Origin of the sequence: Mesorhizobium sp. M7A.F.Ca.CA.002.04.1.1 (assembly GCF_004022805.1) — a bacterium.
Classification (GTDB): domain Bacteria; phylum Pseudomonadota; class Alphaproteobacteria; order Rhizobiales; family Rhizobiaceae; genus Mesorhizobium; species Mesorhizobium ciceri.
Window position 1 is genome coordinate 5955 of sequence record NZ_RZPL01000019.1, and the last position, 13220, is coordinate 19174.

The 13220-nt window shown below is 63.0% G+C and carries 15 protein-coding genes and 2 pseudogenes; 7 read left to right on the forward strand and 10 right to left on the reverse strand.

From position 1 onward, the window contains the following. A pseudogene (locus ENZ75_RS34910) lies at positions 1–255 on the reverse strand (lytic transglycosylase domain-containing protein); the annotation flags it as partial. A gap of 181 nt (positions 256–436) precedes the next feature. Here ENZ75_RS34910 and ENZ75_RS02130 point away from each other — a divergent pair. Further along, positions 437–1006: a methylated-DNA--[protein]-cysteine S-methyltransferase gene (locus ENZ75_RS02130; RefSeq protein ID WP_013530095.1), complete on the forward strand. Its 570-nt coding sequence runs from the start codon at positions 437–439 to the stop codon at positions 1004–1006. A 30-nt stretch (positions 1007–1036) separates the two neighbouring features. Here the strand turns inward: ENZ75_RS02130 and ENZ75_RS02135 are convergent, their stop codons facing one another. Genes ENZ75_RS02135 through ENZ75_RS02145 form a run of 3 tightly spaced genes read right to left on the reverse strand, consistent with a single transcriptional unit; the run spans position 1037 to position 2845 of the window. Next, positions 1037–1525, reverse strand: a complete 489-nt coding sequence (locus tag ENZ75_RS02135; RefSeq protein ID WP_063168800.1) for a nuclear transport factor 2 family protein — start codon at positions 1523–1525, stop codon at positions 1037–1039. Between the two features lie 26 nt (positions 1526–1551). Further along, on the reverse strand, positions 1552–1941 hold the full coding sequence (locus ENZ75_RS02140) for a nuclear transport factor 2 family protein (protein ID WP_063168801.1): 390 nt from the start codon (positions 1939–1941) through the stop codon (positions 1552–1554). A gap of 1 nt (position 1942) precedes the next feature. Further along, on the reverse strand, positions 1943–2845 hold the full coding sequence (locus ENZ75_RS02145) for an MBL fold metallo-hydrolase (protein WP_063168802.1): 903 nt from the start codon (positions 2843–2845) through the stop codon (positions 1943–1945). A gap of 149 nt (positions 2846–2994) precedes the next feature. On the opposite strand from ENZ75_RS02145, the gene ENZ75_RS02150 reads away from it, so the two are divergent. Next, a complete protein-coding gene (locus tag ENZ75_RS02150; RefSeq protein WP_024504141.1) occupies positions 2995–3885 on the forward strand; it encodes a LysR family transcriptional regulator in 891 nt (296 codons plus the stop codon). Between the two features lie 26 nt (positions 3886–3911). Here ENZ75_RS02150 and ENZ75_RS02155 read toward each other — a convergent pair whose 3' ends face one another. Continuing rightward, positions 3912–4241, reverse strand: coding sequence for a hypothetical protein (locus ENZ75_RS02155; protein WP_063168803.1), 330 nt, complete (start codon positions 4239–4241; stop codon positions 3912–3914). 274 nt (positions 4242–4515) lie between these two features. Here ENZ75_RS02155 and ENZ75_RS02160 point away from each other — a divergent pair, with 274 nt between their 5' ends. The 3 genes and pseudogenes from ENZ75_RS02160 to ENZ75_RS34915 all read left to right on the forward strand — a co-directional run bounded on the left by ENZ75_RS02160 (position 4516) and on the right by ENZ75_RS34915 (position 5450). Then, entirely contained in the window at positions 4516–4728 is a 213-nt protein-coding gene (locus ENZ75_RS02160) for a cold-shock protein (RefSeq protein WP_010910991.1), read from the forward strand. 271 nt (positions 4729–4999) lie between these two features. Further along, positions 5000–5200: a hypothetical protein gene (locus ENZ75_RS02165; protein WP_013530089.1), complete on the forward strand. Its 201-nt coding sequence runs from the start codon at positions 5000–5002 to the stop codon at positions 5198–5200. Continuing rightward, positions 5197–5450: pseudogene (locus ENZ75_RS34915) on the forward strand (hypothetical protein). The gene ENZ75_RS02165 and the pseudogene ENZ75_RS34915 overlap by 4 nt, the downstream one beginning before the upstream one ends. A 22-nt stretch (positions 5451–5472) precedes the next feature. Here ENZ75_RS34915 and ENZ75_RS02175 read toward each other — a convergent pair. The 3 genes from ENZ75_RS02175 to ENZ75_RS02185 form a co-directional block, all read right to left on the reverse strand. Beyond that, the gene (locus ENZ75_RS02175; protein ID WP_013530087.1) at positions 5473–6081 is read right to left on the reverse strand and encodes a glutathione S-transferase family protein; all 609 of its coding nucleotides are present in this window, start codon (positions 6079–6081) and stop codon (positions 5473–5475) included. Between the two features lie 112 nt (positions 6082–6193). Further along, positions 6194–7042, reverse strand: a complete 849-nt coding sequence (locus ENZ75_RS02180; RefSeq protein WP_063168804.1) for an EAL domain-containing protein — start codon at positions 7040–7042, stop codon at positions 6194–6196. Then, positions 7039–7932 carry an EAL domain-containing protein gene (locus ENZ75_RS02185; protein WP_063168805.1) on the reverse strand — a complete coding sequence of 298 codons (894 nt, stop codon included), beginning with the start codon at positions 7930–7932 and terminating at the stop codon, positions 7039–7041. Before ENZ75_RS02185 ends, ENZ75_RS02180 begins: the two co-directional genes overlap by 4 nt. Positions 7933–8139: 207 nt before the next feature. On the opposite strand from ENZ75_RS02185, the gene ENZ75_RS02190 reads away from it, so the two are divergent. Next, positions 8140–9342: a pyridoxal phosphate-dependent aminotransferase gene (locus ENZ75_RS02190; RefSeq protein ID WP_063168806.1), complete on the forward strand. Its 1203-nt coding sequence runs from the start codon at positions 8140–8142 to the stop codon at positions 9340–9342. Between the two features lie 60 nt (positions 9343–9402). Here the strand turns inward: ENZ75_RS02190 and ENZ75_RS02195 are convergent, their stop codons facing one another. Further along, a complete protein-coding gene (locus ENZ75_RS02195) occupies positions 9403–10920 on the reverse strand; it encodes an MFS transporter (protein ID WP_082826535.1) in 1518 nt (505 codons plus the stop codon). Positions 10921–11100: 180 nt separating this feature from the next. Then, complete coding sequence (locus ENZ75_RS02200; protein WP_024504148.1) at positions 11101–11496, reverse strand: cupin domain-containing protein; 396 nt, start codon at positions 11494–11496, stop codon at positions 11101–11103. A gap of 310 nt (positions 11497–11806) precedes the next feature. Between ENZ75_RS02200 and ENZ75_RS02205 the strand changes: the two genes are divergently transcribed. Beyond that, positions 11807–13220, forward strand: a 1414-nt coding sequence (locus ENZ75_RS02205; protein ID WP_128277875.1) for an elongation factor G, incomplete at its 3' end; no start/stop codon positions are given.

Consider the following 13220-nt stretch of genomic DNA (forward strand, 5'->3'; position numbering starts at 1 on the left):
GGCGGTCGCCGCAGCCGGCTGTGCGGCGGAATCGGGCGGCAGCTCGGCCGTCTGAACGGGGGCGATCCCCGATGATTCCGGCAGCACCGAAACCGTCTCCGGCAGAGGCACGGTGAAGCCGGCATCAGCGCCGGCGGCGGTCGCTGTTTCGGTGAGAGCAGGCGCGGACTTCATCTGCGAGGTCGACGTGCAGCCGCTGATGCCGGCGGCGGCCAGGATCACGCCGATCGCGATAAGGTTGAGTTTTGCTGGCAAGCCGCGCTCGGGTCCGGTTTGTCGGGTTGTTAAGAAATCCCTTACACCAGCGATTCAGGCCGGGCAATCGGGGCGATCAGGTGGTTTTCGGGTGGCGAGACGCGGGCGGCGATGCCATATTGTTCCGGATATGTACTGGGACGAATCCCGGATTTCGCCACTTTGCGGGAAGGAACGCATCATGGTCACGACAGCTTCGATCACGGCCGGCCACGCAGTGTTAGAAACAGTGATCGGTTTCATGGGCATTGCCTGGAGCGAAAAGGGCCTGATCCGGCTCTGCCTGCCCGAACGCAGCCGCGAAGCGGTGGAACGGCGCCTGCTGCGTCACGGTGGCGTTTCCGCTTCCACGGCGCAGCCGCCATGGGTGGTCGAGCTGATCGCAGCGATCAAGGCCTATGCGGCGGGCGAGGATGTCGATTTCTCCGCCGTACCGGTCGATCTCGACGGCGTCGACGATTTCCGCCTCGCCATTTACGACGCGGCGCGAAAACTCTCCTTCGGCGAAACCACCACCTATGGTGAGCTGGCCAAGACCGCCGGCCATGCCGGGCTCGCCCGCGAAACCGGGGCCGCCCTTGGAGCCAATCCGGTGCCGCTGGTCATCCCTTGCCATCGCATCCTTGCCGCCGGCGGCAAGATCGGCGGCTTCTCGGCGCCGGGCGGCTCGGTCACCAAGGAGAAGATGCTGGCCATGGAAGGCGTGCGCGTCGGCCCGCCGCCGCCGGCGCAGGTATCGTTCGGGTTTTGAGCGGCGGCCGGCGCTGGCAGAAGGCCTGGATCAGTACATCGGTCGCTTATTGACCGGGTTGGCGGGCACCGGCTGCATCACGTCCCAATGCTCGGCGATCTTGCCGTTTTCAACGCGAAAAATGTCCACGATGACGGTCTCCGGCATGTTACCTGCCCTCGGTTGAACGACCTGGGTCATGACGAGGTCGCCTTCGGCGATCACCCGCTTGAAGTCGACTTTTTGTTTTGGCCAATTGGCGACACCCATGCTTTCGAGAAGCTTTTTGACCGAGTCTCGGCCATCCGTCATCGTCGGGTTATGCTGAATGTAAGCCTCGGCCCAATAGCGGTCCAGCGCGGTAAGGTCATGGTCGCCGAACAGCGCCTGATAGGCTTTCAGGACAAGCGTCCTGTTTTTTTGAGTCAATTCATGCTGTTGCAGCACCTGCTTGACCGGCTTGGTGTTTTCCGCATGCGCCGCGGCGGTGAGCGCCGCGACCGCGAAAGCGGCCGCCGCGAAGGATTTAAGTTGCAGCACGGATGTCTCCCTCGGTTGCTTCGGTGTCAGGTCAATGCGCGCGCAACGAGCACCGTATCGACATACTGCCGCATGCGGATGATCTTGCCGTCCCGCAGTTCGTAGAGATGAGCGAAGGGGGCCGTCATGGATTTTCCCGTCGCCTTATATGTACCGGAATACACGCCGAAGGCCGCCACCCGGTCGCTATCGGCAATGAAGCTGTGCACGTCGGCGTGGTATCCGATCCACTCCGAGCCGAGCCGCTTGAAGACCCCCTGCATCAGGGCCTCGATGCCGACATAGGTGCCGGCATAGGGGAATCCTTCCGCCTCGGTCCATTCGATGTCGGCGGAAAGAACGGCCAGCAGATTGCGGCCGTTCTCCTCGGAAGTTCCCTCGTAGGTTCTACGGATCAAATCGAGGTTCGTCGCCATGTCAGCCCCACTTCATCTCGCCCTTGGCGACCTTGGATCCGACATCGAGGGCGACGCCCATACCGAGGCCGGGGAAGCGGGTCTCCATGGCGGCCTTCAACGCGGCGCTGTCTGCCGCCTTGTCCAGTTCTTCCTCGAAGGTGAGGAGATAGGACTTGGTGAACTCCACCGCCGAAGGACCGATCGCGGCATCGGGGGCCATGTGGCCGGGCACCACGACAGCGGGCTTGCGGGCGGCAATCGCGTCCAGCGTCTTGATCCAGGCGGCGCGGCTTTCCCTGGTCTGCGTGTCGGCGGTCCAGACGTGAACGCCCGAGAAGATCATCACCCCGCCGAAAACGGCATTGAGCGACGGCACGAACAGATAGCGGCGGTTGGCCAATCCTTCTTCCGCATTGACGATCTCTACAGTCTCGCCATCGACCGTCAGCGTTGCGCCGTCGAATGCCTCGGGGAGGACGATGTCGGAAAGCGCCTGCGGGCCATTTTCCTTCAGTTGCGGACCCCAGACGGCGAGCTTCTTCTCCACATTGCCCTTGATGGCTTCCAGCGTGGCGGAGGCAGCGATGACTTTTGCCTCCGGGAAGGCGTCCCGCACCGGCTTCAGGCCGAAGTAGTAATCGGGATCAGACTGAGTGACATAGATGGTGGTCAGCTTCTTGCCGGTGGCCTTGATGGCATCGGCGAGCGCCTTGCCGTCCGGATAGGTGAAGCCGCCGTCGATCAACAGGGCTTCGCTCGGCCCCGACAGCAGCACCGGCGCACGGAAGAAACCGTTTGGACCCGCCGGGAAGTGTTTCCAGCCAAGCTTGGCGCCGGCGGCCTGGCCGCTGTCGATGGGCGCGAAAACGGCGGTTGCGCCGAGGACCAATGAGGTCTTCATGATCTGTCTCCTCGTGAACATGGAATATCTCCGTTGAATGAAAGGGGATCGGGTGCGGCTACGGGCCCGCAGGGCGGACGGTAGACGGCACGGTAAGCCCTCTGGATTAATCAATAAATTGGCCGTAATAATACAAACTGTATGTTGAAAGCTTACAATGAGCCTTCGTGGTGGAATCGATAAACCTCAATCGCCTCGCCTATTTTGCCACCGTGGTCGACGCAGGTTCCTTTACCCGCGCGGCCGAGCGGCTTGGCATCACGAAAACAGTCGTCAGCCAACAAGTCGCTCGCCTCGAGGCTGAGCTGCGGACCACGCTTCTCGTGCGCACGACGCGAAGGGTCGAGCCGACGGAAGCAGGCCGTCTTCTGCATGCACGCTGCGTTCTGATCCTGCGGGATGTCGAAGAAGCGGTCGCCGAGGTTGGCGAGGCCAACGCCGAGGTGGCCGGTGTGCTGCGTGTTTCCGCGTCCAATGACTATGGCGCGATCGTGCTGGCCCCGATCGCCGCCCGCTTTCGCCAGAGATTTCCGGCCTGCGGCGTCGAACTGGTCATTTCCGATGCCATAATTGACTTGATCGGCAACAAGATCGACCTGTCCATCCGGGTTGGCTGGCTGGATGACTCCAGCCAGCAGGCGCGACGCATCGGCACCTTCCGGCAAATCCTGGTCGCGTCGCGGGATTTCGCGGCCGGGATCAGGGTGGACAAGCCGGAAGATCTTTCTTCCTTGCCGCTCGTTGCCAATGCCGTGCTTCGCAAGCCGTTCACCTGGAACTTCACCCGAGGCGATTCCGAGCCGCGCACCATCACCCTGCGCGAGGCGTTCTCCATCAACTCGACGCCCGCCGTACTGGAAGCGACGCTCGCCGGCGGCGGACTGGCAGTTCTGCCGGACTATCTGGTCGTCGACTATCTATCGCAGGGGCGCCTCGTCCACGTGCTCCCCGACTGGGCGCTGCCCTCCGGCGGCATTCACGTGGTCTATCCGGCGGCGCGCTTTCGCCCGCAAAAGGTGACGCAATTCGTATCCATGCTCACGGAGCATATCCGGGATTGAGAGCAATGGCTGCCGGTCGACAAGCGCTAGTTGTTATGGAAGAACCGCCGGCGGAAATGCCGGTCGTTGTCCGACCGCTTGCAGTTGTAGACCGGGCAGGACTTTGTGTCGGCGCTCGGCACGTAGGCTCGTGTCCTCACCTCGCCCATGCTGCAGAATCGCTGGCTCTGCACATAGCGGTCGTAGAGCGACAGTCCCGGCACCCGCTTCGACTGGTAGCGCAGGATGACCGCCCCCTGCCGGGCGATCGTCGCCTGAACGTTGCCGCAACTCATACGCGTCGGGTCGTAGCGCGAGATCGCCTGAGCCTGAGCGGCGACAAGCGTCAGGCAGGCGGCAAGCAGAATGGTTTTCATGGTCCTCTCCCTGATCCGCCGCCCAGGGACGTCGCGATCCGTCGTGACGCTCTCACGCGATTAGGGCGGCCATTGGGCAGCGCCCTGATCACGGCTTTCTCACACAGTCTTGTTTTTTGTGCGAAAGCAGCCTATATGCCTTCCATTGATATTTCGGCCGATCGATCCGGGCCTCGCGATAATCGCGTTTGCTGACGTCTATCTCCAAAATCTCGATGCACACCGGCTGGACCTCGGTCCGGTCAATCTAAAGCAAATGTGAAGGACTATCTAAATGGCAACTGGAACGGTCAAGTGGTTCAACGCCACCAAGGGCTTCGGCTTCATTCAGCCTGACGCGGGCGGCGCGGACGTATTCGTCCACATCTCCGCTGTCGAGCGTGCTGGACTGTCGACCCTGGTCGAAGGCCAGAAGATCAACTTCGAGATCGAGCAGGACCGCCGCACTGGCAAGTCGTCCGCTGGATCTCTGAGCAAGGCAGCCTGATTTTGCGATAGCGCGCGCCGGGCGAGAGTTCGGGGCGCGCGGCAAGTCACGGATGTACTGACAGTCGCGCGAGAAGCGCGCTGGAGCGGAAAGACCCGACAAGCTGGATCAGCAGATAGCTGCCAGCCCGGACCGGACGCTCCCGATCAGGCTACCAAGCATGGGAAGGCGGGATTTATCCCGCCTTTTTTGCTGTCTGGGTTAGGTGGCGCAGCCCGCACTATGGTTCCAACTTGTGGTACTTTTAGCCCAGTAGTGGTACCATTCGGCCATGACCAAACTTGAGCAGATCGAAAAATCCGTCGCCGAACTGAGCCCCGAGGAACTGAAGGCGTTTGCCGCCTGGTTCGAGGCGCTCCAGGCGGATATGTGGGACCGGCAGATGGAAGCCGACGCGAAGGCGGGCCGTTTGGACAGGCTTGCCGAACAGGCGCTGGCTGACCATCGCGCTGGTCGGACGCGGCCTCTGTGAACCACGTCGCCTCTCCATCGTTCTGGGAGGCTTATGAAAAACTGCCATCGTCAATCAGAGCAAAGGCGGACAGGCGTTTTGCCCGACTGCGTTCGATCCTTTTCATCCCTCACTGCATTTCAAACAGGTCGGTCGCTATTGGTCGGCGCGAGTTGACGAAAACTATCGGGCTGTTGCCATACGCAACAATGAAGATGTGATCTGGTTCTGGGTCGGCACCCACGCCGACTACGACCATTTGTTGAAATAGCCCCTCCTTCAGGAGGAGAAGGCTACCCCACCCACTCGATCGGCACATGCCCCGGATCCGCTTCCACGCGGCCAAGCCATGCCGACACCGCCGGATAGGCGTCGAGCTGGAAACCGCCCTGCTCCGCCGTATGCGTATAGGCATAGAGCGCGATGTCGGCGACGCTGAGCGCGCTGCCAGCGAAGAAGGCATTGTTTTCCAGATGCCTGTTCATCACGCCGAGCGCCTTGTTGCCGCGCTCCAGCGTCACCGCCAGCCGCTCCGGGGTCGCATCCCCAGCACGTTCGGGAAAGGTCAGCAGCGCCTTGCGCACGGCTATGTAGGGCTCGTGGCTGTATTGTTCGAAGAACAGCCATTGATACGCGAGCCCACGCTCATACCTGTCCGCCGGCAGGAAGCGTGTGCCTTCGGCGAGATAGAGCAGGATGGCGTTGGATTCGGCCAGCCGCCGGCCATCGTCGAACTCGAGCAGCGGCACCATGGCGTTCGGGTTCTTGGCGACAAAGTCGGCTTTGCGTGTGTCGCCTGTGTGCGAACTCACCTCGACGTTGGTGAAGGCTAGGCCAAGCTTCGCCATCAGCAGGCGCGGCTTGTAGCAATTGCCGCTGTCTATCATGCCGTAAAGTATCATGGCTGTTCCCCCGAGCACTGTCTCCGCGCGATTATCGCAGCGGCGGCGGACTCAACCAATGATTTGTTTTGTCGCGACGATCAGCGCCGCTGATGTGTGAATAGTGGCGCCCCTAGCCGAACAGCGGGACGACATTGCCGCCGGTACCCAGCAGCGTGTCGATGTTCAGTGGCTCTTCCTCGAAAACGGTCCCCGCCAAGGCTGGGCGGGCGAGGAGAAAACCCTGCAGCAGGTCGACGCCGCCTTCGAGCGCGGCGCGCAGATGGGTGGGCTGCTCGATGCCTTCGACCAGCACCTTGGCGCCGCGGTCATGCAAGCTGGAAACCAGCGGGCGGAAGAACCGTTCGGCGGCAGCGTGGCGACAGAACTCCGCGAACCAGGTGCCGTCGATCTTGACGATGTCGGGCTTGAGCAGGCTCACCCGCTCCTCGGTCGAGTGCCCGGTGCCGAAATCGTCGATGGCGATGCGGATGCCGTCGCGCCGCATTTCGCGCACCAGCCGCGCGAGAAGCGCGTCGTCCGCCGCCTGTTCGGTGATTTCGCAGACCAGCATGGCCGGCGCCAGGCCGAACTCGCCGAGATGCCTGGTCATCAGGCGAATCTCGGCCAGTGCCCGCCCGGCATGGTCGTTGATCAACGGATTGTAGTTGAAGAACAGGTCGAGCCCGTCGACGCCGATATTGCGAAAATTCCTGAGATGCAGCGCCCGGCACATGGTTTCCACAAACAGCCGGTCCGAGACGGCAACGCTTTCGAAGAATATCTTTGGCGCGCCGGGGCGGCCCGCACGGTGCGGCTCGATCAGGGCTTCGGCCGCGACCGCGTGAAGGAACCGGCCGCGCGGCGCGAAAATCGGCTGATAGGCGCTGCGCAGCCGGAACTCGCCATACATGCCGTATTCGATGCCGACTTCGTCGACCCGGATCGCATCGCCGACATTGCGCCGCCGATCACCTCTCATGTCGCCACGCGACGCCCAAAGGCCTTGACCGGCCGCGCCGAAGGCGTTGCCACGGCAGCAGCCGACGTGTCGACGGCAGCAGCGACAGGCGCCTGCCCGGCCTTGTCGAAGACGCCAAAGCTGGTCGGCGCCAATTCGGGCCGCGCCAGCACGAAACCCTGCACCATCGACGCACCCGATTTCTCGGCGAGCTCCAGTTGCCAGCCCTCCTCGATGCCTTCGAACACCGTATGGATGCCTTGCTCCTCGAAGTTCTTCACCATGGTGGTCAGCAACGCGAAGCCGGCGCCGGACTCCATCAGCTGCGTGATCCAGTAGGCATCGAACTTGACGATATCCGGCTTCAACTCCTTGACCCGGTTGATGTCGGAATCGTCGGCGCCATAGTCGTCGACGGCGATGCGGAAACCGTTGGCTCTCAATGCCGCGACGAAGCCGTGCAAGGCTTCCTGCGACGCCGACCGCTGCTCGGTCACCTCGCAGACGACGCGACGCGGGTCGATGCCGGCCTCGTGCAGCACGAGCCGCATTTCGCGCAAGGCAGCGTCGGCAACAGTGCGTTCGGTGAACACCGACGGGTCGAAATTAACAAAGATCGACGCTTCCTGCGGCAGGCAGGCACCGGCGTTGAGAAGATGCAGCGTCCTGGTCAGCGCCTCGATATGCAGCCGGTCGGCGGCCGGACAGGTCGAGAAGAAATTCATCGGCGATTGTGGCTCGCCGTCGCGGAACGGTCGGATCAGCCCTTCGAACGCGACCACCGACAGCTTGCCTTCCTTGAAGGCGAAGATCGGCTGGAAAGCGCTTTGCAACGTGTAGATGCCCCAGACACCGGTGGAGGTGCCGTCGTCCTGACGGATGATGTGGGCAAGCCCGACGCTGCGCGACACGGTTCCTCGCTCCGCAATTGGTCTGCGATCCTGCCACTCAAGCCTCTACCGCTCGTTAATGAATTTATTGTTGCCGACCCCGGGTCCGATCACAGCTCCTTGAGACCTGGATCAGCCGACAATGCTTGCGTTGCGCGAAATCATGCGACATGAGAAGCGCCGCGGTCGCTCCTGGCCGCGCCGATCTTCCATGGAGACGTCAAGCTCATGGCCTTTCTTGCCGACACCCTTTCGCGCGTGAAGCCTTCCGCCACCATCGCGGTCACGCAGAAAGCGCGCGAGCTGAAAAATGCCGGCCGTGACATTATCGGCCTCGGCGCCGGCGAACCGGATTTCGACACGCCCGACAACATCAAGAATGCGGCAATCGAGGCGATCCGCCGCGGCGAAACCAAGTATCCGCCGGTTTCGGGCATCGTGCCGCTGCGCGAGGCGATCGCAAAAAAGTTTAAGCGCGAGAACAATCTCGACTACAAGCCCGAGCAGACCATCGTCGGTACGGGCGGCAAGCAGATCCTGTTCAACGCCTTCATGGCGACGCTGAACCCCGGCGACGAGGTCATCATTCCTCGCCCCTACTGGGTCAGCTACCCCGAGATGGTGGCGATCTGCGGCGGCACCTCCTTGTTTGCCGACACCTCGATCGACAACGGCTTCAAACTGACCGCTTCCGTGCTGGAAAAGGCGATCACGCCGAAGACCAAATGGCTGCTGATGAACTCGCCGTCGAACCCGTCGGGTGCCGCCTATACCGAGGCCGAACTGCGCGCTCTGGCCGACGTGCTGTTGAAGCATCCGCATGTCTGGACGCTGACCGACGACATGTACGAGCACCTGACCTATGGCGATTTCGTCTTCAAGACCATCGCCGAGGTCGAGCCTAAGCTCTACGAGCGCACGCTGACCATGAACGGCGTGTCGAAAGCCTATGCAATGACCGGCTGGCGCATCGGTTATGCGGCGGGCCCGGTCCAACTGATCAAGGCGATGGACATGATCCAGGGTCAGCAGACATCGGGCGCCTGCACCATCGCGCAATGGGCATCCGTCGAGGCGCTGAATGGCCCGCAGGATTTCATCGCCAAAAACAAGGCGATCTTTCAAGGCCGTCGCGACCTCGTCGTCTCGATGCTCAACCAGGCGCGCGGCATCACCTGTCCGTCGCCGGAAGGGGCCTTCTATGTCTATCCCTCCTGCGCCCAGTTGATCGGCAAGAAGACCAAGGCCGGCAAGCCGATCGACACCGACGAAACCTTCTGCTCGGAATTGCTCGAAGCCGAGGGCGTCGCGGTGGTGTTCGGCTCGGCCTTCGGCCTCGGCCCCAACTTCCGCATCTCCTACGCCACCTCGGAGACGCTTCTGGAGGAAGCCTGCACGCGCATCCAGCGCTTTACGGCTTCGCTGACCTGAGCGGCGCACTTTGAACGCAGAACCCGGCTTCACTGCCGGGTTTTCAATGGGCCGTCAGCCTCACGCCTCGTGCTTGGTCTCTTTGGCCGAGCGCGCCTCGGCCGGCGCCAGCACGGCAACCAGCAGTGCGGCGGTGAGGAACGCGCCGATCGCCGCCGTCAGCATGGCGGCATGGAAGCCGCCAGCATAGGCGGCAGCATAGAGTTCATGCACGCCGCTTTCGCCCATCGCCGCATCGGTTGCGAAATCATGCCGCGAAATTGCAGCACGAGCGACCGCTTCCGCGTTGGCGACACCGGCATCGCCGAGATACCCGGTCAAAAGGTTGGTTGCCCGCATGCTCATCAAGGCGCCGAGCAAGGCGATGCCGATGGCAAGACCGCTCTGGCGGGTGGCATTGATGACCGCCGACACCATGCCCGAGCGTTCGCGCGGCGCATAGGACATGGCGGCAGCGCTGCCGGTCGGGATTGCAAGCGCATTGCCGAGGCCGCCGATGGCGAACAGAAGGCACAGCATCGCGTAGGACGTCGAAGGACCGGCCCAGCACATGCCGAGCATGGACAGGCCGATAGCAACATAGCCGATGCTCATCAGCGCGGAGTGACCATAGCGCGCGCTCAGCCTGCCGATCCACGGCGACACCACGATCTGGACGATGAAGGCCGGCGCCATGCGCAGGCCGGTCTGCGTCGGCGACCAGCCCTGCACCTGCTGCAGGAACATCGAGAAGAAGAAGACGCTGGAATAGGAGGTGAAGCCGAGCGCGAACGAAGCGACATTGGCGACGGCAAAGCGGACGTCACGGAACAGGCCAAGCGGCAGCATCGGCCGTGCCGTGCGCGCCTCGAAGCCGAGGAAAGCACCCAGGCCGACGACACCTGCGATGAGCGCCGTGACCGTCCTTGGCTCGCCCCAACCATTCTCGCCGGCCGAGATCAGGCCAAAGGTCAGCGCCCCCAGCCACAGGATGCTGAGAGCCAGGCCGACGAGATCGAGATGGGCATGTTCGGGATGCGCCGTCTCGTTGATCGAAGCAGCACCGAGCGCGATCGTGATCAGACCAAGCGGCAGGTTGATAAGGAAGATGCTTTGCCAGCCGACGGTCTCGACCAGGATGCCACCGAGGACGGGACCAACGAGCAGAGAGGTGGCGGCGAACGACGCCCAGCCGCCAATGACGCCGGCGCGCTGGCGCGCATCGGGAAAGGCTTGCGTCAGGATCGACAGCGCGCCTGGAATGAGCAGCGAGCCGGCGATGCCCTGTACGACCCGGCCGGCCAGCAGCACCGGCAAATTGGGCGCGACGGCGCAGATCAGCGAGCCGGCCACGAAGATGCCGACGCCGGCCAGCCATGAGCGCTTGCGGCCATAGCGGTCGCCGATCAGGCCGGACGACAGCATGAAGGCCGACAGGCACAGCGTGTAGGCGTCGACCACCCATTGCAGGCCGCCGAAATCGGTTTGCAACGCCTGCTGGATGGTCGGCAGCGCGACATTGACGATGCTGACGTCGAGCAGAGCCACGAACGAACCAAGATAGACAGCGGCGACCAGGGGCAAACGGTGCTTTGACATGGCTATGTCCGGACGTGAGTTTCGCAAATTACTGGCCGACGGTCAGTTGAACGGGCGGCATGGCGCTGTCGATCCGGCGACTGAGTATGGCCTGCGCCATGGTACGGGACTCGCCGCGAGTCGCCCTCTTCTGAAAATGTTGCGGCTGGAATAGAAGCCGGGTTCCTGCGGACTGAGCATTCAGCCGTCATATTGTTCCGATGTCACCGCTTCCAGCCAGTCGGCATGGACATCGTCGAGCGCCTCCTGCATGGCGATATGCGTCATCGCCGATTTCGGCGCCGCGCCATGCCAGTGTTTTTCGCCAGGCGCGAACGAGATGACGTCGCCCGCCCTGATCTGCTGGATCGGGCCGCCCCACGTCTGGGCAAGCCCGGCGCCCACCGTCACGTAGAGCGTCTGGCCAAGCGGATGCGTATGCCAGTGGGTGCGCGCGCCCGGCTCGAAGCTGACCAGCGTGGCTCGCAGCCGCGCCGGCGCCTCTTTCTCGATGATCGGCGTCTGCAGCACCCGGCCGGTGAAGTATTTTTCCGGCGCGATGACGGTCGGCACGCTGCCGCAGGCAATGATCTTCATGGGTCGATGGTCCTTCAAAACAGCGGGCGACGGGTCGCCAGCTTCAGTTTCCGCCGATATCGGCCGACGTGCAACAGCTTCCGGCTGCCAGCCCCCTATATGGCCAGCACGGGTCCACGGCCGAGCAAAGGATTTCTATTTTCCTTGCCCTGCCGGCAAACAAGTGGGACGATGGCTTTGGGCAGGTGGACTTGAAAAGAACCCCGCCCGCGACGGTCGAACAGGCCGGCCGCCGCTCAGGACCGATTGACCACGCCTGAACCATGCATGCCAGTCGGTCCTACGGGAAACGCCTGAGTGGAGGTCAGTCATGGGTACTCGCGCCGGAGGACGACGCACGGGACCGAAATGCATTGCCATAGTCGGTCCCTTCGCAAGCGGTAAGACGACACTTCTCGAAGCCATATTGGCCCGTACGGGCTCAATTCCCCGACAAAATCCCGTTTCATCAGGCAACACCGTTTCAGATCATTCGCCCGAGGCGCGCGCCCACGCCATGAGCGTCGAGGCGACGATCGCCACCACCGAATTCATGGGCGAGCAGATCACCTTCGTCGACTGTCCCGGCTCCATCGAATTCTCTTTCGAAGCCGAACCGGTGCTGGCCGCCTGCGACCTCGCGGTGGTCGTGGCCGAGGCCGATGAAAAGAAGATCCCTGCCCTGCAACTGATCATGCGCAAGCTCGACGATCTCGGCGTGCCGCGCATCCTGTTTCTCAACAAGGTCGACAAGGCAATCACCGGCGTGCGCGACACGCTGAAGATGCTGCAGCCGGCCAGTGCCGTGCCATTGCTGCTGCGCCAGATTCCGCTGCGCAAGGACGGCGTCGTCATTGGTTCGATCGACCTGGCGCTGGAGCGCGCCTACATCTATCGCGAATATGCCGAAAGCGAGGTGGCGCAGATTCCCGGCGACGAGAAGGCGCGCGAGCTCGAAGCGCGTTTCTCGATGCTGGAGACGCTGGCCGACCATGATGACCAGTTGATGGAACAGCTGCTCGAGGAGATCGAACCGCCCAAGGACGCGATCTTCGACGATCTCGCCGCCGACCTGCGCGACGGCGCGGTGACCCCGGTGCTGATCGGCACCGCCGAGAAAGGCAACGGCGTGCTGCGTCTCCTGAAGGCGATCCGCCACGACGCGCCTGACATCGAGGCGACCCGCAAGCGGCTCGGTGCACCCGACGGCGCGGCTACCCTGGTCCAGGTGATGAAGACCATCCACACCTCGCATGGCGGCAAGCTGTCGGTGTCGCGCATCCTCTCCGGCCAGGTCGTCGACGGTTCCGAACTCTGGCTGCCCGGCGGCGACACGGCCAAGGTTTCCGGCATCTACCGGATGCTCGGCAAGGACCATTCCAAGCTCTCCATCGCCAAGGCCGGCGATACGGTCGCGCTGGGCAAGCTGGACGAGGTCAAGACCGGCCAGACGCTGAGTTCGGCCAAGGGCGGCATCAAGCCGCTCGTCCAGTTCGAGCCGCCGCAGCCGGTCTTCGCCTTCGCGCTCCGTCCCAAGGAGCGCAAGGACGAAGTGAAAATGTCGGCTGCCATCCAGCGGCTGGCCGAGGAGGACCCCTCGCTCAGCCTGCGCCACAACCAGGACTCGGCTGAAACCGTGCTGTCGGGCCATGGCGAGATGCATCTGCGCGTGGTGCGCGAGCGGCTGGAAGGCAAGAACCAGATACCGGTCGAAGGCCATCCGCCGGCGGTGCCCTATCGCGAGA